Annotated in this window: 24 protein-coding genes and 1 tRNA gene; 9 read left to right on the top strand and 16 right to left on the bottom strand. The window is 64.3% G+C overall.

The window, feature by feature from the left end; translation table 11 throughout:
• Window positions 1–4: 4 nt before the first annotated feature.
• Complete coding sequence (gene maiA / locus PSO31014_RS11795; RefSeq protein ID WP_150551785.1) at window positions 5–652, top strand: maleylacetoacetate isomerase; 648 nt, start codon at window positions 5–7, stop codon at window positions 650–652.
• An 8-nt stretch (window positions 653–660) separates the two neighbouring features.
• The gene (locus PSO31014_RS11790; RefSeq protein WP_150551784.1) at window positions 661–1,287 is read left to right on the top strand and encodes a LysE/ArgO family amino acid transporter; all 627 of its coding nucleotides are present in this window, start codon (window positions 661–663) and stop codon (window positions 1,285–1,287) included.
• Between the two features lie 117 nt (window positions 1,288–1,404).
• Here PSO31014_RS11790 and ftsY read toward each other — a convergent pair whose 3' ends face one another.
• Window positions 1,405–2,871, bottom strand: a complete 1,467-nt coding sequence (gene ftsY / locus PSO31014_RS11785) for a signal recognition particle-docking protein FtsY (protein WP_150551783.1) — start codon at window positions 2,869–2,871, stop codon at window positions 1,405–1,407.
• A gap of 183 nt (window positions 2,872–3,054) precedes the next feature.
• Here ftsY and PSO31014_RS11780 point away from each other — a divergent pair, with 183 nt between their 5' ends.
• Window positions 3,055–4,461, top strand: coding sequence for a M16 family metallopeptidase (locus PSO31014_RS11780; RefSeq protein ID WP_425494874.1), 1,407 nt, complete (start codon window positions 3,055–3,057; stop codon window positions 4,459–4,461).
• Between the two features lie 15 nt (window positions 4,462–4,476).
• Window positions 4,477–5,922 carry a M16 family metallopeptidase gene (locus PSO31014_RS11775; RefSeq protein WP_425494873.1) on the top strand — a complete coding sequence of 482 codons (1,446 nt, stop codon included), beginning with the start codon at window positions 4,477–4,479 and terminating at the stop codon, window positions 5,920–5,922.
• 121 nt (window positions 5,923–6,043) lie between these two features.
• Here the strand turns inward: PSO31014_RS11775 and PSO31014_RS11770 are convergent, their stop codons facing one another.
• Window positions 6,044–6,838 (bottom strand): ABC transporter permease, encoded by a 795-nt coding sequence (locus PSO31014_RS11770; protein WP_150551781.1) that lies wholly within the window; start codon window positions 6,836–6,838, stop codon window positions 6,044–6,046.
• Window positions 6,831–7,748, bottom strand: a complete 918-nt coding sequence (nodI, locus tag PSO31014_RS11765; protein ID WP_150551780.1) for a nodulation factor ABC transporter ATP-binding protein NodI — start codon at window positions 7,746–7,748, stop codon at window positions 6,831–6,833. The genes PSO31014_RS11770 and nodI overlap by 8 nt, the downstream gene beginning before the upstream one ends.
• A 284-nt stretch (window positions 7,749–8,032) precedes the next feature.
• Between nodI and rsmD the strand changes: the two genes are divergently transcribed.
• The 3 genes from rsmD to PSO31014_RS11750 all read left to right on the top strand — a co-directional run bounded on the left by rsmD (window position 8,033) and on the right by PSO31014_RS11750 (window position 9,498).
• A complete protein-coding gene (gene rsmD / locus PSO31014_RS11760) occupies window positions 8,033–8,626 on the top strand; it encodes a 16S rRNA (guanine(966)-N(2))-methyltransferase RsmD (RefSeq protein WP_150551779.1) in 594 nt (197 codons plus the stop codon).
• A gap of 55 nt (window positions 8,627–8,681) precedes the next feature.
• Window positions 8,682–9,176: a pantetheine-phosphate adenylyltransferase gene (coaD, locus tag PSO31014_RS11755; protein WP_150551778.1), complete on the top strand. Its 495-nt coding sequence runs from the start codon at window positions 8,682–8,684 to the stop codon at window positions 9,174–9,176.
• A 64-nt stretch (window positions 9,177–9,240) separates the two neighbouring features.
• Complete coding sequence (locus PSO31014_RS11750) at window positions 9,241–9,498, top strand: YfhL family 4Fe-4S dicluster ferredoxin (protein ID WP_017232661.1); 258 nt, start codon at window positions 9,241–9,243, stop codon at window positions 9,496–9,498.
• A gap of 47 nt (window positions 9,499–9,545) precedes the next feature.
• On the opposite strand, the gene pth is transcribed toward PSO31014_RS11750, so the two are convergent.
• The 7 genes from pth to PSO31014_RS11715 form a co-directional block, all read right to left on the bottom strand.
• Complete coding sequence (gene pth / locus PSO31014_RS11745; RefSeq protein WP_130024767.1) at window positions 9,546–10,142, bottom strand: aminoacyl-tRNA hydrolase; 597 nt, start codon at window positions 10,140–10,142, stop codon at window positions 9,546–9,548.
• Between the two features lie 121 nt (window positions 10,143–10,263).
• Window positions 10,264–10,884: a 50S ribosomal protein L25/general stress protein Ctc gene (locus PSO31014_RS11740; protein ID WP_150551777.1), complete on the bottom strand. Its 621-nt coding sequence runs from the start codon at window positions 10,882–10,884 to the stop codon at window positions 10,264–10,266.
• Between the two features lie 155 nt (window positions 10,885–11,039).
• On the bottom strand, window positions 11,040–11,987 hold the full coding sequence (locus tag PSO31014_RS11735; RefSeq protein ID WP_150551776.1) for a ribose-phosphate pyrophosphokinase: 948 nt from the start codon (window positions 11,985–11,987) through the stop codon (window positions 11,040–11,042).
• Between the two features lie 49 nt (window positions 11,988–12,036).
• Window positions 12,037–12,113 (bottom strand) — tRNA-Gln (locus tag PSO31014_RS11730).
• Window positions 12,114–12,166: 53 nt separating this feature from the next.
• Window positions 12,167–13,036, bottom strand: coding sequence for a 4-(cytidine 5'-diphospho)-2-C-methyl-D-erythritol kinase (ispE, locus tag PSO31014_RS11725; protein WP_150551775.1), 870 nt, complete (start codon window positions 13,034–13,036; stop codon window positions 12,167–12,169).
• Window positions 13,037–13,248: 212 nt separating this feature from the next.
• Window positions 13,249–13,866, bottom strand: coding sequence for an outer membrane lipoprotein LolB (locus PSO31014_RS11720; RefSeq protein WP_150551774.1), 618 nt, complete (start codon window positions 13,864–13,866; stop codon window positions 13,249–13,251).
• 5 nt (window positions 13,867–13,871) lie between these two features.
• The gene (locus PSO31014_RS11715) at window positions 13,872–15,788 is read right to left on the bottom strand and encodes a tetratricopeptide repeat protein (RefSeq protein ID WP_150551773.1); all 1,917 of its coding nucleotides are present in this window, start codon (window positions 15,786–15,788) and stop codon (window positions 13,872–13,874) included.
• Window positions 15,789–15,867: 79 nt separating this feature from the next.
• On the opposite strand from PSO31014_RS11715, the gene mutM reads away from it, so the two are divergent.
• Both mutM and mutY read left to right on the top strand, forming a co-directional pair.
• Window positions 15,868–16,698, top strand: a complete 831-nt coding sequence (gene mutM / locus PSO31014_RS11710) for a bifunctional DNA-formamidopyrimidine glycosylase/DNA-(apurinic or apyrimidinic site) lyase (protein WP_150551772.1) — start codon at window positions 15,868–15,870, stop codon at window positions 16,696–16,698.
• Between the two features lie 82 nt (window positions 16,699–16,780).
• Window positions 16,781–17,938 carry an A/G-specific adenine glycosylase gene (gene mutY / locus PSO31014_RS11705; RefSeq protein WP_150551771.1) on the top strand — a complete coding sequence of 386 codons (1,158 nt, stop codon included), beginning with the start codon at window positions 16,781–16,783 and terminating at the stop codon, window positions 17,936–17,938.
• A 15-nt stretch (window positions 17,939–17,953) separates the two neighbouring features.
• Here the strand turns inward: mutY and rapZ are convergent, their stop codons facing one another.
• From rapZ to PSO31014_RS11675, 6 genes are all read right to left on the bottom strand, one after another.
• A complete protein-coding gene (rapZ, locus tag PSO31014_RS11700; protein ID WP_150551770.1) occupies window positions 17,954–18,829 on the bottom strand; it encodes an RNase adapter RapZ in 876 nt (291 codons plus the stop codon).
• A gap of 231 nt (window positions 18,830–19,060) precedes the next feature.
• Window positions 19,061–19,375 carry a PsiF family protein gene (locus PSO31014_RS11695; protein WP_150551769.1) on the bottom strand — a complete coding sequence of 105 codons (315 nt, stop codon included), beginning with the start codon at window positions 19,373–19,375 and terminating at the stop codon, window positions 19,061–19,063.
• Between the two features lie 147 nt (window positions 19,376–19,522).
• A complete protein-coding gene (gene hprK, locus PSO31014_RS11690) occupies window positions 19,523–20,488 on the bottom strand; it encodes an HPr(Ser) kinase/phosphatase (RefSeq protein WP_150551768.1) in 966 nt (321 codons plus the stop codon).
• A 97-nt stretch (window positions 20,489–20,585) separates the two neighbouring features.
• Complete coding sequence (ptsN, locus tag PSO31014_RS11685; protein WP_026131716.1) at window positions 20,586–21,041, bottom strand: PTS IIA-like nitrogen regulatory protein PtsN; 456 nt, start codon at window positions 21,039–21,041, stop codon at window positions 20,586–20,588.
• Window positions 21,042–21,268: 227 nt separating this feature from the next.
• On the bottom strand, window positions 21,269–21,622 hold the full coding sequence (gene hpf, locus PSO31014_RS11680; protein ID WP_017232648.1) for a ribosome hibernation-promoting factor, HPF/YfiA family: 354 nt from the start codon (window positions 21,620–21,622) through the stop codon (window positions 21,269–21,271).
• A gap of 142 nt (window positions 21,623–21,764) precedes the next feature.
• Window positions 21,765–23,252 carry an RNA polymerase factor sigma-54 gene (locus PSO31014_RS11675; protein WP_150551767.1) on the bottom strand — a complete coding sequence of 496 codons (1,488 nt, stop codon included), beginning with the start codon at window positions 23,250–23,252 and terminating at the stop codon, window positions 21,765–21,767.
• Window positions 23,253–23,297: the final 45 nt, after the last annotated feature.

Raw genomic sequence — 23,297 nt, 5'->3', positions numbered from 1 at the left:
AGCCATGCCCACGCTGTATAGCTATTTCCGCAGTTCCGCCGCGTATCGCGTGCGGATCGCCCTGAATTTGAAGGGCCTCGATTACGAGACCGTGCCGGTGCATCTGGTGCGAGAGGGCGGCGAGCAGCGCAAACCGGCGTACCGTGCGCTCAACGTCAACGGATTGGTGCCGACCTTCGTCGACGAGGGCGTGAATATCCATCAATCGCTGGCCATCATCGAGTATCTCGAAGACGTGCATCCGACGCCTGCGCTCCTGCCGGCCGACCCGGTGGCGCGCGCTCAGGTGCGGGCACTGGCGCTCGACATCGCCGCGGACATCCACCCGATCGACAACCTGCGCGTGCTGCGTTATCTCAAGCACGACCTGGGGGTGACCGACGCGCAGAAGGATGCCTGGTACGTCCACTGGGTCGTGGAGGGTTTCACGGCGCTGGAAGCCCGGCTGGCGGCGCAGTCGCCGCAAGGCAAGTTCACCTTTGGCGACACCCCGACGCTCGCGGATTGCTGCCTCGTGCCGCAGGTCTACAACGCCAACCGATTCAAAGTGGACATGACGCCCTTCCCGCGAATCGCCGCGGTCAACGCGCACTGCCTGACACTCGACGCCTTCCGTCGCGCGGCGCCCGACGTGCAACCCGACGCCGAGTAAGCCGCACGATGGTCGATCCGGCGTTCTGGCGGGGCATGGCACTGGGGGCCAGCCTCATCATGGCCATCGGCGCGCAGAACGCGTTTGTGCTGCGTCAGGGCATTCTTCGACGCCATGTCGGCGTGGTCGTGACTGTCTGCGCGATCTGCGACATGGGCTTGATTGCGGCAGGCGTGGCGGGCATGGGCGGCTTGATTGCCGCCTATCCCCGCTTCCTGACGGCGGTGACTTGGGGCGGCGCGGCGTTCCTGTTCTGGTACGGCCTGCGCGCGTGGCGCGCCGCGTTGCGTGGGGCGGGGGCCCTGCAGGCCGACGGCAGTCGCGCGGCCACGCAGGACATGACCTGGCAACGTGCGTTCGTGCTCGTGCTGATGCTCTCCTTGCTCAATCCGCACGTCTATCTCGATACGGTGATTCTGCTGGGGGGCATCGGCGCGCGCGAGGTGCCGCCCGGGAATGCGTGGTTTGCCGTGGGTGCGATGACCGCCTCCGTTTTGTGGTTCACCACGCTTGGCTATGGCGCCCGGTTGCTCGCGCCGCTATTTGCGCGCGCGCGGGCATGGCAGATCCTCGATGGGATCGTCGGCATGATGATGTGGGGGCTCTGCGCAGGACTCGTTGCGCAGCAGTGGTAACGCGCTGATATCGGGCGGCGCTGTCTAGCGTCGCCGGAAAAGGCAACGGCCCGCCACATGATGCGGGCGGGCCGTTGGCCTTGTGGCCGGCGGATGCGCTTGATTGAGCTGGCTGAGTTAGCCGAGCAGGGCGTCGGCGAATTCGCGCGCCGAGAACGGCTGCAGATCCTCGACTTTTTCGCCCACGCCGATGAAGTACACCGGCACCGGACGCTGACGCGCAATCGCGGCGAGAATGCCGCCCTTGGCCGTGCCGTCGAGCTTTGTCACGATGAGGCCGGTGAGTTGCAGCGCGTCGTCGAACGCCTTGACCTGCGTGAGCGCGTTTTGCCCCGTGTTGGCGTCGATCACGAGCAGCACCTCGTGCGGTGCGCCCTCGGCAGCTTTGCCCAACACGCGCCTGATCTTCTTCAACTCTTCCATCAGATGTAGTTGCGTGGGCAGTCGGCCAGCGGTGTCGGCCATCACGATGTCGATCTTGCGCGCGCGCGCAGCCGTCACTGCGTCGAACACGACGGCGGCCGGGTCGCCGTTTTCCTGTGAGACGACGGCGACGTTGTTGCGCTCGCCCCAGATCGCCAGTTGTTCGCGTGCCGCCGCGCGGAAGGTGTCTCCGGCGGCGAGCAGCACGGACTGGCCGTAGTGCTGGAAGTGTTTGGCGAGCTTGCCGATGCTTGTCGTCTTGCCGGCGCCGTTCACGCCCGCGATCATCACGACCATCGGCGCCTCGCGACCGAGGACCAGGCTTTGTTCCAGCGGCTGCAGCAATTCGACCAGCAGATCGTGCAGCGCACGCTTGACCTGCTCGCCTTCGGTCAGCCGGTCAGTCTTGACCTTCTTGCGCAGGGCGCCGATCAGGAATGCCGTGGCTTCCACGCCGGCGTCGCTCATCAGCAGGGCGTCTTCCAGTTCCTCGAACAGGTTCTCGTCGACTTTCACGCCGATGAAGATGCCCGTGAGACCGGCGCTCGTCTTCGACAGTCCCGCCTTCAGGCGCGTGAGCCAGGACCGCTTGGCTGCCGGGGCTTGGGCGGGGGCCGCGACGATCTCACCGATGGCGTCGCCGTGGGCATCCGTGACAACAACGGCCGCGGGCGGGGCGGCCGGCTCGATCGACGATGTCGGCTCAATCGGCTCAATCGGCTCAATCGGCTCAATCGGCTCGACGGGTTCCGCCAGTTTGGGCGCGATTTGCGGCGCAAACGTGGGCGTGGACTGCGCCGGCGCGACGAGCGATGGGACCTTCCCCCGCGCCGGTTCGGACGGCACCGCATTTTCGACCGGGGCGACAGGCGAGGACGGGGCGTCGATTGGCGCGGCGGGTACCGGCGCGGCTTCGGCCGGTGCGGTCGCGGGGGCCACCGCGGGTGCGACAGGCGGCGGCGGGCTCGCGGGGGCGGGCGCGGCGGGCTGCGCCGGTGCGATATCGGCCTTCGCCGCAGCGTCTTCGACCGGCAAGCTCGGCGTTTCCGGGATTTCCGGCGATGGCGCCAACGCGTCGGACGCGAGGGATTCGGTCGATGCGGGACTCGTCTCGGCGGCTTTGTTACCGCCCGACTTGAAGCGCTTGAAGAAACTGAACATGGGGTGAAGAACTCGACGTGGGCGCACGCGGTCGGCGTGCGTCTGTGATTTGTCTTGCCATTCGCGTCGCACAAAACGCCCTACAATGGGCGGGTCGTGGTTTCCGACGCGGGAAATGCGACGTATTTTATCAGACGCGAATCAACGTCCGTGACGGGCGAAAGGGGATCCATGACGGGAACCATGCGCTGGCGACATACCTTGGCCGGACTCATCCTGGCCAGTGTGGCATGCCTGAGCCATGCGGCCGACACCGCCGGCAGCAAAACGGCGGATAACACTTCGGAATTCACGTTATCGAACGGGCTGCGGCTGATCGTGCGCGAAGACCACCGGGCACCGACGGTGGCCCATGTGGTCTGGTACCGCGCGGGCTCGCTCGACGAATTCAATGGCACGACGGGCGTGGCCCACGTGCTCGAACACATGATGTTCAAGGGCACCAAGACTGTCGGGCCGGGCCAGTTCTCGCGTCAGGTGGCGGCGCTGGGTGGCCGCGAAAACGCGTTCACCAGCAAGGACTACACCGGCTACTTCGAGCAGACGGAAAAGTCGCGTCTGCCAGAGATGATGCGTCTCGAGGCCGACCGCATGGCCAACCTCACGCTCTCCGGCGACGAGTTCGCCAAAGAGATCCAGGTGGTCATGGAGGAGCGCCGGTTGCGCACGGACGATCAGCCGCGCGCATTGCTCTACGAGCAACTGATGGCCTCGGCGCTCGTCGCCAATCCGTATCGTCGCCCGATCGTCGGCTGGATGGACGACCTTCAGCACATGACCGTCCAGGACGCACACGACTGGTACGTGCGCTGGTATGCGCCGAACAATGCGGTGGTGGTCGTGAGCGGTGATGTCGATCCCGCTCAGGTCAAGCAACTCGCCGAGACGTATTACGGCCCGCTCAAGCCACATGCGTTGCCCGATCGGCGTCCGCAGAACGAACCGGCACAACTGGGCGTGCGCCGCGTGTTCGTGAAAGCGCCGGCCGAGAATCCGCACGTGATGCTCGCGTGGCGTGCGCCGCGCCTGACCGACGTCGAGAAGGACGACGACGTCTATGCGCTGCAGGTACTTGCCGCCGTGCTCGACGGCTATGGCAATGCGCGTCTGACGAGCCGTCTCGTGCGCGAGCAACGCATCGCGAACGATGTCGGTGCCAACTACGATGGCGTGGGCCGCGGCCCGCAATTCTTCCTTCTCGACGGCACCCCCGCGAAGGGCAAGACGCCTGAGCAGCTCGAGAAGGCACTCCGCGCGCAGGTGGCCGATATTGCGGCGCATGGTGTGACCGCGGCGGAACTCGGGCGCGTGAAGGCCCAGGTCGTCGCCTCGCAAATCTACAAACGCGACTCGGTGTTCGGCCAGGCGATGGAGATCGGCCTGAACGAAATGTCGGGCATCTCGTGGCGGCAAATCGATCGCATGCTCGACAAGGTGAAGGCGGTCACGCCGGCACAGGTGCAGGCGGTGGCGGGCAAGTACTTCGGCGACGCGTCGTTGACCGTGGCGACGCTGGTGCCTCAGCCCATCGACGAAGCGACACGAAAGCGCCGCGCCCAAGGGGCGGAAGACTTGAAGAACATGCGCTGAGAGGGCCACACGATGATGAAAATTTCCGCACTGTTGCGTGCGTTCTCCGTGCCTGCGCGCATGGGCTTTACGGCGACCGTTGCCGCCGTTGCCGCAGGCCTCGTTGTGGCCGTCGCGCCGCTGAGCGCTCGCGCGGCGCTGCCGATTCAAAGCTGGGTGGCGCCGTCGGGCGCCAAGGTGATGTTCGTCGAGAGCCGTTCGATCCCGATGATCGACCTGAACATCGACTTCGATGCCGGCAGTCGCTACGATCCGCCAGGGAAGTCCGGTCTGGCGATGTTCACGGCGGGCTTGCTCGACGCGGGCGCGGCCGCCGCAGCGGGGCGCCCCGCGCTGACCGAGGCGCAGATTGCCGATCGCTTTGCCGATGTGGGCGCGATGGAAGCGACGAGTGCCGGACGCGATGCCGCGACCGTCACCCTGCGCACGCTGTCGTCAGCGACCGAACGCGATGCGGCGGTCAGCGCGATGGCGCAGTTCCTGCAACATCCCACGTTCCCCGATGCGGTGCTCAAGCGGGAGGCGGCGCGTCTGTCGTCGGCGATTGCGGAATCCGATACGAAGCCCGAGGCGATTGCCGAGAAGGCATTTCGCCGCGCGATCTATGGCAGCCATCCGTATGGCGTCAGCCCGACGGTGGCGAGTGTGAACGCTGTGAAGCGCGACGATCTGGTGCGCTTCTACCGCGACATGTACAGCCCGAAGCGCGCGGTCGTGACGATCGTCGGGGACATCGATCGAGCGCAGGCCGAGACGCTCGTCGCCACGCTGATCGACGCTATGCCCGCGGGGCTGACGCCTCCGGCGATGCCGCCGGTCGCGTCGTTGGGCAGTGCCGTGCAGATCGATCTTCCGCACCCGGCCGAGCAGGCGCACATTGTGATGGGACAGGCATCGGTGGCGCGCAGCGATCCCGACTACTTCCCGTTGCTTGTGGGGAACTATGTCCTGGGCGGCGGCGGCTTTGTGTCCCGCTTGACGTCGGAAGTGCGTGAAAAGCGCGGTCTGACGTACGGTGTGTCGAGTGGCTTCATGCCGCAGTTGCAGGAGGGGCCGTTCGAGATAAGTTTGCAGACGCGTCGCGAGCAGGCACCGGAAGCGCTCAAGGTCGTGCGCGAAACGCTCGCCAAGTTCGTCCAGGACGGGCCGACCGATGCCGAGATGCAGGCCGCCAAGGACAACCTGACCAACGGCTTCCCGCTGCGACTCGACAGTAACCGCAAGTTGCTGGCGAACGTAGCCGCTATCGGTTTCTATCACCTGCCCCTGGACTACCTCGATACGTGGACCCGCAACGTGGGTGCCGTGACCGCCGCGCAGGTGAAGGACGCCTTCGCGCGCCACGTGCAGCCGGACCGGCTCGTCACGGTCGTCGTGGGGCCGAGCGGCGTCTTCGGCGGCGCAAGCGCAGATGCCGCGGCGCCCAGCGGAAAATCTACCGCAGGCACGCCAGCGAAATAATCGTCGCATCGTCGTAGGATTGACGTGACGTGACGTGTCGCCATACGACAGACGGCACCGGCGGTTTCCGGTGCCGTTTTTCGTTGGCATCGGTGAGCAGGCCGAAAGGTACAGTGCGGCGTTACCGAAGAATGCGCCTGCGCAGCAACACCAGCGCCACGGCGAACCCGACGACCGCGTAGACGGCAAGCGCGCTTGCATGCAGCCATGGCAGGTCGATCGGGCGTCCGAGCATGGCGGGGCGGATCAGTGCGACCGCGTGGGCCAGAGGGAGCCATTCGGTCACGTGGCGGGCTGCCGCCGGCAGTTGCGCCAACGGGAAGAACACGCCTGAGAGCAGCAGCATCGGTGTCATCACCAGCGTCTGGTAGAACATGAAGAAGTCGTAGCTCGGTGCGAGCGCTGTCATCACCATCGCAAGGCTCGCGAACGCGAGTCCCGCCAGCAGGATCGCCGGCAGTACGACCGGCAGGCTGTCGATGCGCGCGTAGCCGAGCACGCTGGCCACCAGCAGGATCGCGAGGCCCGAGAGTACGGCCTTGCTCGCGGACCACACGACTTCGCCGAGCACGACGTCGCCCAGCGTGAGTGGCGTGTGCATGAGCGCCTCCCACGTGCGCTGCACATGCATGCGCGAGAAGCCCGAGTACATCGACTCGAAGCTGGCGGAGAACATCACGCTCGAGCCGACTGTGCCTGCAGCGAGAAACGCAATGTACGAGGTGCCGTCGACCTCACCGACCATCATGCCGAGGCCGAACCCCAGCCCGAACAGGTAGATCATCGGGTCAGCCAGATTGCCGAACAGCGACGCGATGGCGAGCTTGCGCCAGACGAGGAAGTTACGCCGCCAGACGCCCATCCACGGCGAGATGCCGGGCAGATAGCGGGGCGTGTGAAGGTCGCGCTCAATCATCGCGCATCTCCCGGCCGGTGAGTTTGAGGAAGACGTCTTCCAGGTTGGCACGCCGATGCAGATAGCGAACGCCCGGCTGATCTTGCAGCTCAGCGACCACCGGAGCCGCGTCGCGCACATAGCAGAAGTGGGTCTCGCCACTCGTCTCGATGCGTTCGGCCAGCGGGGCCAGGCGCGCGAGCAGGGCTTGCGGCACGTCGCCGAAGACCTCCACGACGTCGCAGCCGATTTCGCGCGCAACAAGGTCGGGTGGCGTGCCCTCGGCGATCTTGCGGCCGGCGTCGATCACGCACAGGCGATGGCACAAGCGCTCGGCTTCTTCCATGAAGTGAGTGGTGAGCAGAATCGTCTTGCCTTCGTTCATCAGCGACTTGAGCCGTTCCCAGATCAGATGGCGAGCTTGTGGATCGAGGCCCGTCGTGGGCTCGTCGAGCACCAGCACATCGGGATTGTTGATGAGCGCCCGGGCGAGCGTGAGACGTCGTTTCATGCCGCCTGAGAGTTGGCCGACGCGGGCGTCTGCCTTGGACTCGAGTCGCGCGAACGCGAGGAGTGCTGGCACGCGCTCCCGGAGGTCGGTAGAGGAGAGTCCGAAATAGCGCCCGAAGACCGCGAGGTTCTCGCGCACGGTGAAGTCGGGGTCGAGGTTGTCGAATTGCGGCACCACACCGACGCGGCGCCGCGCCTGCGGGGCCTGTCGCGGAATGGGCAGACCCGCGAGACGGATGTCTCCGCTGTCGGGCGTGACCAGACCCAGCAACATGCGCAATGTGGTGGTCTTGCCGGCCCCGTTGGGCCCCAACAAGCCGAAGCATTCACCCGGCGCGACGCGCAGCGAGAGATGATCGACCACGGGACGGCCGTCGTAGGCCTTGCATAGCTCAGTTACCTCGATGGCGGCATCGGTCATGGCGAATCGGGTGGTCTCCTGTGATGTTCTGCCGGGCGCGTCGTCGTTGTGGCACCCGCGTCGAGGCAGACGCTCGCCGCTCGGGACCGACGCATCGCCGCGCGCGTCGCGTGCCATCGTATGCCTTGATGGGGCGGGTCTTGCGGGCGATGTGGTATGTTTCGCCTCAACAATGTAGCGTGAATTGTCATGATTTTGGATTCCTGGCGTGCGCAGCCGCGCGCGCGAACTCATTTTTGCACGGGTGACGTTGTCTCCGGCAAGGCTGTGCTGCGGGGAACACGATGAAGTCCGGTTCGGGAAATGTGGCACGCGGTGCGCCGCAGCAGGTGCGCATCATCGGCGGCCAGTGGAAGCGCACGCCGCTGCCGGTGCCGTCGGGCGACGGCCTGCGGCCCACGCCTGACCGTGTGCGGGAAACCCTGTTCAATTGGCTGGGGCAGGATCTGGGCGGCATGCGGTGCCTCGACGCGTTCGCAGGCAGCGGCGCGCTGGGATTCGAGGCCGCCTCGCGCGGCGCCGCCCGGGTGCTGATGGTCGAGCACGCCGCGCGGGCCGTGCGGCAACTGCGTGCCAATCAGGCCAAACTCGGGGCCGATCAGATCGAGATCGTGCAGGCCGATGCCCGCCGCCTGATAACCACACTCCCGCCCGGGGCTTTCGACGTGGTGTTTCTCGATCCGCCGTTCGCGAGTGGCTGGATGAACGACCTGCTGGCGCCTGCGGCCCGTCTGCTTGCCCCTGGCGGGGTGATCTACGCCGAATCGGACATCGCGCTGGAGGACGATGCACTGGCCGTGCTCGACCTCGCATGCCTGCGACGGGCGAAAGCCGGGGCAGTGCATTATCATTTGCTTGAATCGATACCGAAAACCTAGAGACCACAATGAACAAGTACGCAGCGCAGGTCCCCAGCCGCGAGGAGACGTTGGCATGGTAGTGGCGATTTATCCGGGGACGTTCGACCCGTTGACCCGAGGACATGAAGATCTGGTCCGCCGTGCGGCAGGGATTTTCGACAAGCTCATCGTCGGCGTGGCGGATAGCCGAAACAAGAAGCCGTTTTTCTCGTTGGAAGAGCGCATCGACATCGCGCGCGAAGTGCTGGGTCACTATCCGAACGTCAGCGTGGAAGGGTTTTCCGGGCTGCTCAAGGACTTCGTGCGCAAGCACCAGGCCCGTGTGATCGTGCGCGGCCTGCGCGCCGTGTCCGACTTCGAGTACGAGTTCCAGATGGCCGGGATGAATCGCTATCTGTTGCCCGATGTGGAAACGATGTTCATGACGCCGTCCGACCAGTATCAGTTCATTTCGGGCACGATCGTGCGCGAGATCGCGCAACTGGGCGGCGACGTCAGCAAGTTCGTGTTTCCTTCCGTCGAAAAATGGCTGATGACGAAAGTCGGCAGCCTACCGACGAACGGATGAGTATCGCGTACGCCGGCCCGGCCCTTGCGGCTGACCGGCGTTGCGATACGGCTGGAGGTGCCGTATGGCCTTGATGATTACCGATGAATGCATCAATTGCGACGTGTGCGAGCCGGAGTGCCCGAACGACGCGATTTCGATGGGGGTCGAGATTTACGAGATCGATCCGAACAAGTGCACCGAGTGTGTGGGGCACTTCGATGAACCGCAGTGTGTGCAGGTGTGTCCGGTGGAGTGTATCCCCATCAACCCCGAACACGTCGAGACACCCGAGCAACTGCTCGAGAAGTACACTCACCTGCAAGCGGCCAAGACGGCCTGAGCGGCGCGCAAGCCAAGCCAGCCGCGCACTGCGCGCGGCAGCGCCGCTTACTTCCCCGGCGCGGCGTGCAGGCGCATCATGGCCTTTTCCATCTCGCCTTTGACGACCTGATCGACGATGTCGAGCGAGCGCGACATCGCGTCGTCGATCTGCGCCTGCTCTTCCTTGCGCGGCGGCTTGAGCACGAAGTCCACGACCTGCTGTTGGCTGCCCGTCGGCTGAAGCGTGCGCGGATGGCCGATGCCCAGGCGCAGACGCCAGAATTCAGGCGTCGTCAGATGCGCGGCGATGTCCTTCAGGCCGTTGTGACCGCCGCTGCCCCCACCCCGTTTGAGTTTCACCGTGCCGGGTAGCAGATCGAGTTCGTCGTGCACGACGAGGATTTCATCCGGCAGAATCTTGTAGAAGCGTGCGAGCGCCACAACCGACTGCCCCGAGCGGTTCATGAAGGTCTGCGGCTCGAGCAACCAGACTTCCTGGCCGGCGATGCGCGTGCGCGCGGCAAAGCCGTGGAAGTTCTTCTGGTTCGTGAGCGACGCACCACACTGCTGCGCCAACGCGTCGACGAACCAGAAGCCGGCGTTGTGACGCGTTGCTGTGTATTCGGCGCCCGGATTGCCGAGCCCTACGATCAGCTTGATCATTTCGGTATCACGATCTTGGCGCGCGCCGAATTGGCATGCGCGCCGCCATAAAAAAACCCGCCGGACATGACGTCGCGGCGGGTCTTGCGTCCAGCGTCGCCGCTGAAGGCTAGCGCGGGCCTTAGGCGGCCGGCGCTGCACCTTCGGCAGCCGGGGCAGCCGCTTCGTCAGCAGCAGCACCTGCCGGTTGGACGGCTTGCGCGACCACCGGGTTTTCTTGCTCGACGTGCAGCGTGAGCGTCACGCCGGCGGGCAGCTTGACGTCCTTGGCGTGCACCGTCTTGCCTGCTTCCAGCGTCGACAGGTCGACTTCCAGGAATTCCGGCAGCTTGCCCGGCAGGCAGTTCACGTCGAGTTCGTTCACGGTGTGGCTGATCACGTTCGACGCCAGCTTCACGGCCGGAGCGTTCTCAGCGCCCAGGAAGTGCAGGGGCACCTTCACGTGAATCGACTTGTTCGGATCGACACGTTGGAAATCCACGTGCAGAACCAATTGCTTGAACGGGTGGTACTGCACATCGCGCAGCAGCACTTGTTCGGTCGTGCCGGCAACTTCCAGCTCGAGAATCGACGAGTGGAACGCTTCCTTGCGCAGGGCATGCCACAGCGCGTTGTGATCGAGTTCGATCATCTTCGGATCAACGTTTCCACCGTACACGATGCCCGTGGTCTTACCGGCATTGCGCAGGCGGCGGCTCGCACCCGTACCTTGCAGATTACGCTCAAAAGCGACAACTTTCATAACAACTCCTTGGACTGCCCGCGACCAGGCAGCGATAGCTTCCCAAATGCCGTGCAAAAAAACATCGGCTTCAGGAATGACAAAGGCGGGGAGATGCTCCCCGCCGACATAACAACGGCGCCGCACAGGCGCCGTCGCAAAATTTTACCGAACGCTTATTCCGCGAACAGCGACATTACCGAGTCGCCACGACGGATACGCGAGAACGTCTCAGCGAGCAAATTGGCGCAGCTCAACTGGCGGATCTTGCCGCCCTTCGAGTCGTCGCGCAGCGCGATCGTGTCGGTCACGACGACTTCGTCGAGTTCCGACGCGTTGATGCGCGCCGCTGCACCGCCGGAAAGCACCGGGTGCGTGCAGTACGCGTAGACCTTCTGTGCGCCACGTTCCTTCAGCACTTGCGCGGCTTTGCACAGCGTGCCGGCCGTGTCGACCATGTCGTCCATGATGACGCAGGTGCGGCCTTCGACTTCACCGATGATGTTCATCACTTCGGCGACGTTGGCCTTCGGACGACGCTTGTCGATGATGGCCAGATCGCAATGCAGTTGCTTGGCGAGCGCACGCGCACGCACCACACCGCCAACGTCCGGCGACACCACCAGCAGGTTGTCGTGGTTCTGCGCGCGCACATCGGCCAGCAGCAGCGGCGACGCGTAGATGTTGTCGACCGGGATATCGAAGAAACCCTGAATCTGGTCTGCGTGCAGGTCCATCGTGATGATGCGCTCGACGCCCGCGATTTGCAGCATGTTGGCGACGACCTTCGCCGAGATCGCCACGCGCGCCGAACGGGGGCGGCGATCTTGACGGGCATAGCCGAAATACGGGATGGCAGCGGTGATCCGGCCGGCAGACGCGCGCTTGAGCGCATCGACCATGATCATCAGTTCCATCAGGTTGTCGTTGGTCGGCGCGCAAGTCGACTGGAGGACGAAGACGTCCTTGCCGCGCACGTTTTCCTGGATTTCAACCTGGATCTCGCCGTCCGAGAACCGGCTCGCCATGGCCTTGCCGAGGGGAATGCCGAGAGTGTCGACGACCGCTTGGGCCAGGGCGGGATTGGCGTTCCCGGTGAATACCATTAGGTTATCACTACTCATCTGGCTACCTGCGGAACGTTGGGATGCTGAGACTGCACGACAGAGAAATTGGCAGGGGAGGAAGGACTCGAACCCTCGTATGCCGGAATCAAAATCCGGTGCCTTAACCAACTTGGCGACTCCCCTACACTAACCGTTGCCCTTGCCGCGTCGTAGGAAACGCAACAAAGTAAAACCCTTCACGCGAAGGCGAACAGCGGGTGTTCGGCCAGACTGGCGGTCACTTGACCCAGCCAGCGCTCTGGCAATCGCTGGTATGCCGCTTCCGCCTCTGCCTTCGTGTCAAATGCTGCAAACACACTGGCGCCGGAGCCCGTCATACGTGCGGTGGTGAAGGTTCTGAACCAGTCAATCACCGCAGCGACTTCCGCGTATTCTCGAATCACCGCCGCTTGCATGTCGTTACGGAAAATTTCATCCGGTCCTAACACGTTTTTGCTGGTGTGTTCGAGAAAGAACGCCATTGTGACGATCTTCGAATCCCTTGTCAACAGTGGATCGCGAAATATTTTGTCGGTCGCGACGTGTACACGCGGGTTGACCACGAGGAAGTACCGGTGCGGCAAATCCACGGCGTGCAGTTCCTCTCCCAGCCCCTCGGCGAACGCGTTGCGGCCGAAGACGAAAAACGGCACGTCGGCCCCGAGTCGCAGGGCGAGCGCCTGAAGTTCCGAGCGCGGCAGATCGAGCTGCCACATGCGATTGAGTGCGAGCAGCGTCGTCGCGGCGTCGGAGCTGCCGCCGCCGATGCCGCCACCGGCCGGCAGCCGCTTCTCGATGGCAATCTCCACGCCGAAGCGCACGCCGCAATGCTGCTGCAGAAGGCGGGCGGCGCGCACCGTCAGATCCGTCTCAGGCGGCACCCCCGGCAGCGGGTTCGTATGGACGATCCGTCCATCGTCGCGACGCGCGAAATGCAGCGTATCGGCCCAGTCAATCAGCTGGAAGACAGTCTGCAGCTCGTGATAGCCGTTCGGCCGGCGTCCCACGATGTGCAGGAACAGGTTCAGCTTGGCCGGAGCCGGGCAGTCACGCAGGATTTCGTACATGGCGATGCAAAACGATGGCTAACGAGCGTCGTCGCGGCAATGTCGCAACGACGGTGTCTGGAGACGGGGACTTCCCCGCGCAATTCGATCCCTTCGCTCAAGGCGCGCGTGGCACTCGACGCGCGCAGGACCGGGCGGCGCCAAGCATAGCACCGTCGCAACAAGCGCGCCGAAGCGATAGCGGTGTCAGGCCCGAAAGGTGTCGCTCGACCTTACTCGTCGATCACGAGCCGCACGGCGAGCGGCGACCCGTCGAGATCGCGAGACAGATCGATGCGCTTCACGCGTAGCGGCGCGCCGTCGAAAAAGGCCTGGTAGTCGATGGTCCACCCGTCCTGCTTCAGATGCGTCGGCCGTTGCGTCTGGGGATCGCGCTCGATGCTCGCCTGCGATCCCGGAGCGCCCTGCATTTGCAGCCAGTAGCGCAGGCCGCCCACCGGCAGTGCAAAGCCCAGGGCGTCGTGCATGACATCTTCGAGACGCGGGCCACTCAACGGTGCCTTGCCGGGCAATTCGAGCGACGCACGACGCGGATTCTCGCGCACGATCGCCTGGGTTTGTCCGAGCGGGTCGAGCAACTGGACGATCGCGTTGTCGCCGTTCTGCTGCCAGTCGAAATTGCCATAGGTATTGCGCGTCTCGCCATTCTGCTCGTAACGCACGGAGAAGCGGCCACGGTAGTGTTCGACGCTGGCGCCCGCCGCCGACGTCACCGCGGTGGGCGGTGCGAGGCTCGCGCAGCCGGTGACGAGCCCGGCGAGCGCGCAGGCCAGCACCAAGGCCGTGGCGCGAGCTGAACGCGACGCCACGAGCGAAAACGGCGACCTCATCCGCATTACGGCGTCACGTTGTAGCGTTTCATCGTCGCGCGCAGCGTGTCGTCGTCGCCGTCGACCTTGAGGGCTTCACGCCAGGTCTTGCGTGCCTCGTCCTGCTGGCCCGATTCCCACAGCACCTCGCCCAAGTGCGCGCCGATCTCGGCCTGCGCCTGAATACCATACGCGCGGCGCAGCAGCTCGAGCGCCTGTGGTTTGTCGCCGAGGCGATACTTCACCCAGCCCAGGCTGTCCAGAATGTACGGATCGTCCGGCGCGAGCGCCGACGCCTTTTGCAGCAGTTTGAGCGCTTCCGGCAGACGGGTATTTCGCACGGTCAGCGAGTAGCCGAGCGCGTTGTAGGCCTGTGCGTTTTCCGGCTGTGACGCCATCACACGACGCATCGTCTTTTCCATGACGTCGTAGTGTTTGTTCAACTCGGCCACCATGCCGTACTGATACAGCAGGTCCGGATCGTCGGGATGGTTCTTCACCTCGACCGCGAGCAGCTTTTCCGCCTCGTCGTAGCGTTTTGCCTTGACGAGCAGATCCGACTCGGCGCGCTTGAGCGCGAGTTGCTCACGCGGATCGCTCGTCTTGATGCTGATGCTGTGCAGCAGCGCACGGCCTTCGTCGACCTTGCCCTGGTCGGCGAGCAGCTGCGCGCGCCCGATCTGCGCGGGCAGATACGCGTTGCTGTCTTCGCGAATCTTCGAAAGCCACTTGTCGGCGGCCGGGTAATCCTTGCGGTCCTGCGCGATCTGCGCAAGATAGACATAGGCTTGCGCGCCGTCGGTGTTCTGCTGCTCGGCTTCCGACGCGTACTTCTGCAGATATTGTTCGGCCTGCTCCGGATGTTTGGCGTGCAGGTTGAGCAGCGCGAGCGCCATGAGCGTCGAGAGTTCGTGAGGGTAACGCTTTTCCAGCGTTTCGAACTGCTTCTGAGCCGCGTCGAGCTGGTTGTCGGCCAGCAGGAGCTTGGCATAGGCGAAGCGCGCTTCCTTGGCGTTCGGATTGCGATCGAGGAACGTCTTCAGTCCGGCAATGGCGCTGCTGCGCTCCTCCGGCCCCATCTGACCGTAAAGCAGTGCGGCGGCTTCGTAATCGGGCTTGAGACTGAGCGCCTTTTCGAGCGACGCACGTGCGCCGGCCGTGTCGCTGGCATCGAGTTGCGAGCGGGCGATGGCCAGTTGCGTCTCGGGGCGTTGCATGTCGTTCGCCAGCATCCGCTTGAGCGACGCGATCCCCGTGGCGCGCTCCGGACTGCGCGCAATCATCTGTTGCAGTTCGAGAATGGCCTGGCCACGGCGCGCTTCCGGCACCTTGTTCAATTCGTCGACGAGCAGCGGTTCGGCGTCGGACAGATGGCCCGTACCGACCTCGAGGCTCGCGAGCAACTGCGATGCAGGACGCCACGTCGGATCGAGTTCATGCCAGAGTCGGGCGGCGATGAGCGCGTCTCCGAGCTGGCGGGCGCCGAGCGCGATCTCGACCGCGCGGCGGGCCATGCGCGGATCCTTCGTGCGATTGGCCAGTGCGACGTAGGTGTTGAAGGCGGGCGCCAGGCTGCCTTGTTGCAGGCTCAACTCGGCGGCCATCACTTCGAAGACGATCTCGCTGGACAGCGCGACATTCGGAAGCTTTTCGCGCGGGACGCTTGCATCGGACGCCGCGGCCTCGCTGCCGGCGTCCGCGCCAGCGTCGCTCGCCCCTGCCGGCGCGCTCGCCGGCGCGGCTTGCGCCGTCGGCCGGGACTGTGCGAACGCGTTCGACGACGGCAGGAATGCCATGATGGCGCTGGCGCAGGTCACGCCAAGCGCCGTTGCACCGGCCCACGCCCCGCGTGCCAAGGCGCCGCGCAGGCGCAAAACCACGGGTGCCACGGTGAGCGCCGTGCTGGTCGCGGCGGGGATGGACTGGAATCGGGTGTTCGGCATAGGGATCCACAACAGGTTTCGAGCGATTGTAGCGCGCCCGATACAATAGAGTCTAAATCCTCAGCAAACGTTCGCAGGCATGCCTGAACTCCCAGAAGTCGAAGTTACCCGTCGCGGGATTGCGCCGCACGTGGCGGGCACACGCGTTGCACGCATCGACGTGCGCAACGCCTCGTTGCGCTGGCCGGTGCCCGACGGACTCGACACGCTACTGCGCGGCGAAACGCTCGTCGGCGTGACCCGTCGCGGCAAGTACCTGCTGCTGGAATATGCCGCCGGCTGGCTGCTCGTGCATCTGGGCATGACTGGCACGTTGCGTGTCCTGCCCGAGCCGCAGGCGCTGCCGGCCGCCGGGGTGCACGACCATATCGATCTCGTGTTCGAGCGATGCGCCTTGCGCTATCGCGATCCGCGTCGTTTCGGCGCGGTGCTTTTCCATCCGCGCTCGGCAGGCGACGTGCTGGCGCATCCGCTGCTCGCCGGTCTCGGTGTCGAGCCGCTGACAGACGATTTCGACGGCCGATGGCTTTACGCCGGCACGCGCGGCAGGACCGTCGCCATCAAGCAGGCGTTGCTCGCGGGCAGCATCGTGGTCGGTGTGGGCAATATCTATGCGTCGGAGAGCCTCTTCCGCGCGGGCATCGCACCGCGCATGGCGGCGGGCAAACTCTCGCGGCCCCGCGCCGAGAAGCTCGCCCAGGCCATCAAGGACGTGCTTGCCGCGGCGATTGAGAAAGGCGGCAGCACGTTGCGCGACTTCGTCGGCAGCGACGGCAATCGCGGCTATTTCCAGCAGGAATATTTCGTCTACGATCGTGCCGGGCAACCCTGTCGCGTGTGTGGCACCCCCATCCGGCAGATCGTGCAAGGGCAGCGCTCCACGTTCTTCTGCCCGCATTGTCAGAAATAACGCAAGCGGCACTGGCAGATCGCGCGACGGGTCGGCGATTTGGCCTCGACTGCCGCCGTACACGACGCCCCCAAATATCGATATGAACGATTCCCCCAACGACTCCATCGCCAGCCCGCTGGCGAGCCACTTCGCCGAGCGTCTGATTGCCTGGCAGGCCGAGCATGGCCGTCACGACCTGCCGTGGCAGAACACGCGCGACGCCTATCGCATCTGGCTCTCCGAGATCATGTTGCAGCAGACCCAGGTCGCGACGGTGATCCCTTACTACGCGCGGTTCCTCGAGCGCTTCCCCGACGTCGCCGCATTGGCGAGTGCCGCGCAGGACGACGTGATGGCGCTCTGGAGCGGCCTCGGCTACTACTCGCGGGCGCGCAATCTGCACCGCTGCGCGCAGGTCGTGGTGGCCGAGCACGGCGGTCGTTTCCCGTCCGACCCCGAGACGCTCGCCTCGCTGCCGGGCATCGGCCGTTCGACGGCCGCGGCGATTGCCGCGTTTGCCTACGATGCACACGCCGCGATTCTCGACGGCAATGTCAAACGCGTCCTCGCGCGAGTGTTCGGCATCGAGGGATTTCCAGGCACGCCGAAGATCGAGCGGCAGATGTGGACGCTGGCCGAGTCCCTGCTGCCGCAGTGCGACTTGCCCGCCTATACCCAGGGGATGATGGATCTGGGGGCGACACTGTGCGCTCGCGGCAAGCCGCGTTGCGGCGAGTGCCCTTTCGACGGTGATTGCGTCGCGCATGCGACGGGACGCGAGCGCACGTTGCCGACGTCCAAGCCCAAAAAGGTGCAGCCGGAGCGTTATGTCGATGTACTGGTGATCTGCGCGGGCGAGCGCGTGTTATTCGAGCGACGGCCGGACAGCGGTATTTGGGGCGGTTTGTGGAGCCTGCCGGAGCTGACCCCGCCGACCGACGCGCGCGACGCCGACGATGCGTCGCTGCGCGAGCGTCTGAGCGCGCATGCCGCCGCGCTCGGTGCGGATGAGGGGAGGGTGCAGTCGCTCGAGCCGCTGCACGGTCTCACGCACGTCTTCACACATTTTCGGCTGCATTTGCGGCCGTGGCGGGTGACGCTGGGCGCGAGCGCCGCGGCGCCGTCAAACGGCTCACGCCACGCGTGGCTGGACGCCGCAGGTGTTGCCGCCGCCGGCCTACCCTCGCCGATCCGCAAGATTGCCGACGCCTTGTCGATCGGTTCACCGAGCGACGGCCAACTGTCGTTGCCGACCTGAGCGGGCTGTCCCGGTTCAGGTCGTCGACTCGAGCGGGGCGAGTTCGCGATGGCGTACCAGCACGCTGGCTTCGGTGCGAAAGCGCTTGCCCAGCGTTTCGGCGATGAACACGGAGCGGTGTTGACCGCCCGTGCAGCCGATCGCCACCGTCAGGTAACTGCGGTTGTCGCGCATATAGCTCGGCAGCCACTTCTGCAGATAGGCGCCGATGTCGTTGGTCATCTCGTCGACTTCGGGGATGGCCGACAGGAAGTCGATCACCGGTTGATCGCGGCCGGTCAGCGGACGCAACTGCGTGTCGTAATAAGGATTGGGCAGCGAGCGCACGTCGAAGACGAGATCGGCGTCGAGCGGCACGCCATGCTTGAATCCGAACGACTCGAACATCAGCGTGAGTCCGGTGTGATCGTGCTGGACGAACTCGCGGATCCAACGGCGCAACGCACTCGCGCGCAAATTGCTGGTGTCGATCTGGTGACCGAGTTCGGCCACGCTGTTGAGCATTTCGCGCTCGGTCTCGATCGCCTCGACGAGCGAACCATTGGCCGAGACGGTATCGTCGCCCGTCACGGAGAGCGGGTGACGGCGACGTGTCTCCGAGAAGCGCTGAACCAGCGTTTGCGTGGTGGCGTTGAGGAACAGGGCTCGCACGTCGTGACCGAAGCGACGCAGGCCGCCAATGATCGGGGGCAGATCGGCAAGCGAGCCGCCGCTGCGCGCGTCGATGGCGACGGCGAGACGCGTGTAGTTCTGCGTTTCCAGATATTCGGCGAGTTCAGGGAGGAAGCGCGACGGTAGATTGTCGACGCAGTAATACCCCGCATCTTCGAGGACGTTCAGGGCGAGCGATTTGCCGGAACCCGAAACGCCGGTAATCAGTACGATCTTCATGAGATTCCCCGGATACAGCGATCATGGTAAGCGATTGTGTCGTATGGGTGTCGAGCCGCCAAAAAGAAGAACGTTCCGTGCGTTTTTGCTCCATTCGCGAGAATGGATGCGCGAGAAGCGACAACGGCGCCCGCGAGGGGCGCCGTTGCGTCAGCCTGTGGGCGTCTCGCCGCTTATCCGCCCATCCGTCTATTCGTCAGAAGGTCGGCGCGGGAGAGCCCCCCAGTGCGGTTACTTGTTCGACAGGCACGACTTCATGAACGCCTTGCGATCGTCGCCCTTCTTGTCGCCAGCCTGGGCATTGCAGGTCTTCATCTTTTCCTGCTGGGTCGGCTTGGCGGCGGCCGGCTTGTTCGACAGGCATTCCTTCATGAAGGCCTTGCGATCGTCGCCCTTCTTGCTGCCAGCTTGCGTATTACAGACGCCCATCTTGCTTTGTTGGGTATTGGCGGCCTTGGGCGCAGGTGCGGGGGCGGCCGTCTGGGCAAACACGGGCGATGCGAGCAGCGGGGATACCAGAAGCAATGCAGCGAATGCTTTTTTCATGATCGTCTCTCCATAAGGTCGACACGCACGGGATTGGACCGCGTGGCGATTACAACATGAAAGAAAACGCGCCGCAATCGCGCGGCGTTGACAGAAAGACGTAAAAATTGCGGTAAACCCGGGGGCATTCGCCCGGCGGGATATGGCTCAGAGTAGCCGGTTCTGCATGCCGTCCGGGTCTTGCATGGCTTGGCGCTGGCGCTCCATGAAGTCCTTGAGGGTGTCGATACCGCGCAATTGCAGGATCGTGTTGCGCACGGCGGCTTCGACCAGCACGGCGAGGTTTCGCCCGGCCGCCACTTGCAGAATCACCTTGTTGATGGGCAGGCCCAGCACATCCACGGTTTGCGCTTCGAGCGGCAGCCGCTGGAATTCGCCGTCGGGGCGGCGCACCAACTGAACGATCAACTTGAGCTTCATCTTCCGGCGCACCGCCGTCTCGCCGAAGATCGTCTTGATGTCGAGCAAACCCAGGCCGCGCACTTCCAGCAGGTTTTGCAACAGCGGCGGGCAACGGCCCTCGACGAAATCCGGCCCGAGGCGCACGAAATCGACGGCATCGTCTGCGACCAGTCCGTGACCGCGGCTGATCAGTTCCAGGCCGAGTTCGCTCTTGCCGAGACCGGAATCGCCGGTGAGCAGCACCCCCATGCCCAGAATGTCGAGAAATACGCCGTGCATCGTGCATCGCGGGGCGAACACACGCGAAATGTACATGCGCAGGCTGTCGATGACCGCCGCCGTCGACATCGGCGTGGTGAACAGCGGCGTGGAGGAGCGGGTACAGCGCAGCACGAGATCGGGCGGGGCGTCGAGGCCGTCGGCCACTACGAGGAACGGTGGCTCGAGCGCGATGACTTCACCCATGTGGCGCTTGCGGTTTTCGTCCGTCAGGCGCTGGTAGTAGCGCAGTTCGGCCTCGCCGAGGACCTGGATCCGGTTCGGGTGAATGAGGTTCAGGTGACCCACGAGGTCGGCGCTGGAGGTGGCCGTCGACACGCTCTCGGGCGTGAAGCCGCGCTCCCACCCCTCGTGCCCGGTCAGCCACGACAAACGCAGCGTGGCGGCGTTGTCGTCGAAAATGCTTTGCGCGTTGATGCCGGTCAGTTCCACCGCGTCGCCTCGTTCGGTTGGGGTTGGGTGCTACGGAGTTCGTCCGGCGTCGCGGCGCGATACCCCGAGACACGGGGATCGCCGCGCCAGCGCCGGCTCAGGGTTGCCAGTTCGCGAGCGCGGTGTGGATATCGTCGGCACTCGGCGCGGAGGTCAAGGTCTCGCGCATCGTGCGATCCGAGAGCAACTGCGCAATTTCGGACAGTATCTCGAGATGCTGCTGCGTTGCCTGCTCCGGTACCAACAGGAAGAACAGCAGAGACACGGGTTGCGCGTCGGGGGCCTCGAAGGGAATCGGATCGTCCAGGCGCACGAAGGCTGCCATCGGATGCTTGAGGCCCTTGATGCGCCCGTGCGGAATGGCCACGCCTTCTCCCAGTCCGGTCGAGCCGAGACGCTCGCGGGCGAACAGATTGTCGGTGACAAGCGCGCGCGACAGGCCGGCATTGTTCTCGAAGAGAAGCCCGGCTTGCTCGAAGACGCGCTTCTTGCTGGTGACAGACAGTCCAAGCAATATGTTGGACGCAGGTAAGAGTTTGACTAAACGGTTCATCTTGTAATGCGGGCGAACGCATGGTCGCCCTCCAGCCCCCCGGTTGACCTCGCATTATAGACCACCCGTCGATGCGCTCCCGGCGATGCGCGAGAGCATGCAAAAGGGGCCGTTCAACGGCCCCGCGGTGGGTGATGCCAGATTTACGACAGACGTCGATGCGCGCGTGGGCTTCCTCGCGAATCGCCGTCAGTGTCGGTCGATGCGGCTACCTTGCCCGGACAGACTCATTGCAGCGGTTCCGCCTCGGGAGGTTCCTGGTGCTTGAGGGCCTCGCGGCCATGATCCTGAACCTTGTCCTTGTATTGCATAACCTTGCGGTCGAGCATGTCGATCAGCTTGTCGATGGCGGCGTACATATTCTCGTCACACTTCTCGACGAAAATCTCCTTGCCCTTGAGATACACGGTGACGCTGGCGATCTGGCGTCCGGTCTTCTCCTTGGTCTTGTCGACAGATAGGATCACCTCGGCACCGATGAGCTGGTCGAAATGGCGCAACACGCGTTCAAGCTTGTTGACCACGAATTCGCGCAGCGACGGCGTGAGTTCGAGATGATGTCCACTGATCTTCAGATTCATAGCTGCTCTCCTTGCTGAAATGCCGAAGTGCAGGCCGCATCACAAGCAACGCTGGCTAGCGGGAGTGCGAGCCATTGGCGTGACGCAATGTCGCACTGCGGCGTGATGCCCCAGCGAGCCAAGATGGCACACCAGGACCGTCCTACAAAGATTTGCGCAAGTTCACTGCGGGAATTCGCATGGCTTCGCGGTATTTCGCGACGGTGCGTCGCGCTACCACGAACCCTTGCTCTGCCAGCAGCTCCGCGATACGGCTGTCGGAAAGGGGGGTCTGCGGATCTTCTGCTCCTATGAGTTGCTTGATGAGTGCGCGGATGGCGGTCGATGAAGCTGCGCCCCCGGCTTCCGTGGCCACGTGTGAACCAAAGAAGTACTTAAGCTCGAAGGTTCCGAACGGAGTGAGCATGTACTTACTGGTTGTCACGCGTGAAATCGTGGATTCATGTAAACCCAGCGTATCAGCAATTTCGCGTAAAACCAAGGGCCGCATGCCGATTTCGCCATGCGTGAAGAAGTTCTTCTGGCGCTCGACGATCGCCTGCGACACGCGCAGGATCGTGTCGAACCGCTGTTGGATATTCTTGATGAGCCAGCGCGCTTCCTGAAGTTGCTGCTGCAGGTTGCCGGTTCCAGGCGCATTGCGGTTGTTGCGAAGGATGCGCGCATACATTTCATTGATGCGCAGGCGCGGCATGACCTCGGGATTGAGTTCGGCGGTCCAGCCGCCGCCCTGTTTGCGCACGAGCACGTCGGGGATGACGTAATCCGCCTGCGGCGAGCCGTAGGCGGCGCCCGGGAAGGGGTCGAGCGAGCGAATCAGTTGATGCGCGGCACGCAGGCTGTCTTCGCTCACCCCCAGCAGGCGACGCAAGCGCGTGTAGTCGCGCGCGGCGAGCAGTTCCAGGTGATCGGAGACGATGCGCAGCGACAGCGTTCGCACGCTGCTCGCCGGCAGCCGCTGGAGTTGCAGGCGAAGGCATTCGGACGGCGTTCGGGCGCCCACGCCCGCCGGGTCGAAGCTCTGCAGCAGCGCGAGCGCGGCATTGATCTCTTCGGTCTCGAGCCCAAGCTCCTCGGATATTTCCGCTTGAATTTCATCGAGCAGGGTGCCGAGATAGCCGTCTTCGTCGAGCGATTCGATCAGGAATTCCACCAGCAGGCGATCGCGCGGGCTGGCTTTCGTCAGGCGCAACTGGGCGAGCAGATGTTCGCGAAGATTGGGATGATCGACGTGCAGTTGCGGTCGCTCATTGTCGTCGTCGTCCGACGCACTGCCCGAGCGGGCAAAGTCGTTCAGGCTCCAGTCGTTGCCGCCGTCGCGTGCGTTGTCGTCGAAGCGGGTCTCGCCGTCGAGTTCGCGGGCGTCGTCCTGGCCGCTGGCCGATTCCGGCGCGTCGTTCGTGCTGCCGCTCGACGAACTCCGTTCATTGCGCAGCGATCCGTCAGTGCCCACACGGATCGTGCCGGCGAGCCAATCGTCCTCGCGCTCGAGCATCGGATTCTGGGTGAGGGCGTGCTCGACTTCCTGCTGAAGTTCGAGCGTCGACAGTTGCAACAATCGGATGGATTGCTGCAACTGAGGCGTGAGGGTCAGGTGCTGCGAGGTGCGGAGTTGAAGAGTCGGTTTCATAGCATTTCTCGCCTTCATTGTAGAGGCTTTGTCACGCCAGCGAAA

Source organism: Pandoraea soli, assembly GCF_902459595.1.
GTDB lineage: Bacteria > Pseudomonadota > Gammaproteobacteria > Burkholderiales > Burkholderiaceae > Pandoraea > Pandoraea cepalis.
This window is presented reverse-complemented; position numbering and strand designations above follow the sequence as displayed.

Excerpts from the sequence above, each read along its gene's own strand:
- rapZ (WP_150551770.1), bottom strand. The coding sequence starts at position 18,829 with ATGAAGATCGTACTGATTACCGGCGTTTCGGGTTCCGGCAAATCGCTC.
- maiA (WP_150551785.1), top strand. The coding sequence starts at position 5 with ATGCCCACGCTGTATAGCTATTTCCGCAGTTCCGCCGCGTATCGCGTG.
- PSO31014_RS11770 (WP_150551781.1), bottom strand. The coding sequence starts at position 6,838 with ATGATTGAGCGCGACCTTCACACGCCCCGCTATCTGCCCGGCATCTCG.
- hpf (WP_017232648.1), bottom strand. The coding sequence starts at position 21,622 with ATGAATCTGAAGATCAGTGGACATCATCTCGAACTCACGCCGTCGCTG.
- PSO31014_RS11675 (WP_150551767.1), bottom strand. The coding sequence starts at position 23,252 with ATGAAACCGACTCTTCAACTCCGCACCTCGCAGCACCTGACCCTCACG.
- PSO31014_RS11780 (WP_425494874.1), top strand. The coding sequence starts at position 3,055 with ATGCGCTGGCGACATACCTTGGCCGGACTCATCCTGGCCAGTGTGGCA.
- nodI (WP_150551780.1), bottom strand. The coding sequence starts at position 7,748 with ATGACCGATGCCGCCATCGAGGTAACTGAGCTATGCAAGGCCTACGAC.
- ftsY (WP_150551783.1), bottom strand. The coding sequence starts at position 2,871 with ATGTTCAGTTTCTTCAAGCGCTTCAAGTCGGGCGGTAACAAAGCCGCC.
- PSO31014_RS11740 (WP_150551777.1), bottom strand. The coding sequence starts at position 10,884 with ATGAAAGTTGTCGCTTTTGAGCGTAATCTGCAAGGTACGGGTGCGAGC.
- coaD (WP_150551778.1), top strand. The coding sequence starts at position 8,682 with ATGGTAGTGGCGATTTATCCGGGGACGTTCGACCCGTTGACCCGAGGA.
- PSO31014_RS11790 (WP_150551784.1), top strand. The coding sequence starts at position 661 with ATGGTCGATCCGGCGTTCTGGCGGGGCATGGCACTGGGGGCCAGCCTC.
- PSO31014_RS11695 (WP_150551769.1), bottom strand. The coding sequence starts at position 19,375 with ATGAAAAAAGCATTCGCTGCATTGCTTCTGGTATCCCCGCTGCTCGCA.
- PSO31014_RS11715 (WP_150551773.1), bottom strand. The coding sequence starts at position 15,788 with ATGCCGAACACCCGATTCCAGTCCATCCCCGCCGCGACCAGCACGGCG.
- mutY (WP_150551771.1), top strand. The coding sequence starts at position 16,781 with ATGAACGATTCCCCCAACGACTCCATCGCCAGCCCGCTGGCGAGCCAC.
- ptsN (WP_026131716.1), bottom strand. The coding sequence starts at position 21,041 with ATGAACCGTTTAGTCAAACTCTTACCTGCGTCCAACATATTGCTTGGA.
- pth (WP_130024767.1), bottom strand. The coding sequence starts at position 10,142 with ATGATCAAGCTGATCGTAGGGCTCGGCAATCCGGGCGCCGAATACACA.
- PSO31014_RS11750 (WP_017232661.1), top strand. The coding sequence starts at position 9,241 with ATGGCCTTGATGATTACCGATGAATGCATCAATTGCGACGTGTGCGAG.
- mutM (WP_150551772.1), top strand. The coding sequence starts at position 15,868 with ATGCCTGAACTCCCAGAAGTCGAAGTTACCCGTCGCGGGATTGCGCCG.
- ispE (WP_150551775.1), bottom strand. The coding sequence starts at position 13,036 with ATGTACGAAATCCTGCGTGACTGCCCGGCTCCGGCCAAGCTGAACCTG.
- rsmD (WP_150551779.1), top strand. The coding sequence starts at position 8,033 with ATGAAGTCCGGTTCGGGAAATGTGGCACGCGGTGCGCCGCAGCAGGTG.
- PSO31014_RS11735 (WP_150551776.1), bottom strand. The coding sequence starts at position 11,987 with ATGAGTAGTGATAACCTAATGGTATTCACCGGGAACGCCAATCCCGCC.
- PSO31014_RS11720 (WP_150551774.1), bottom strand. The coding sequence starts at position 13,866 with ATGAGGTCGCCGTTTTCGCTCGTGGCGTCGCGTTCAGCTCGCGCCACG.
- PSO31014_RS11775 (WP_425494873.1), top strand. The coding sequence starts at position 4,477 with ATGAAAATTTCCGCACTGTTGCGTGCGTTCTCCGTGCCTGCGCGCATG.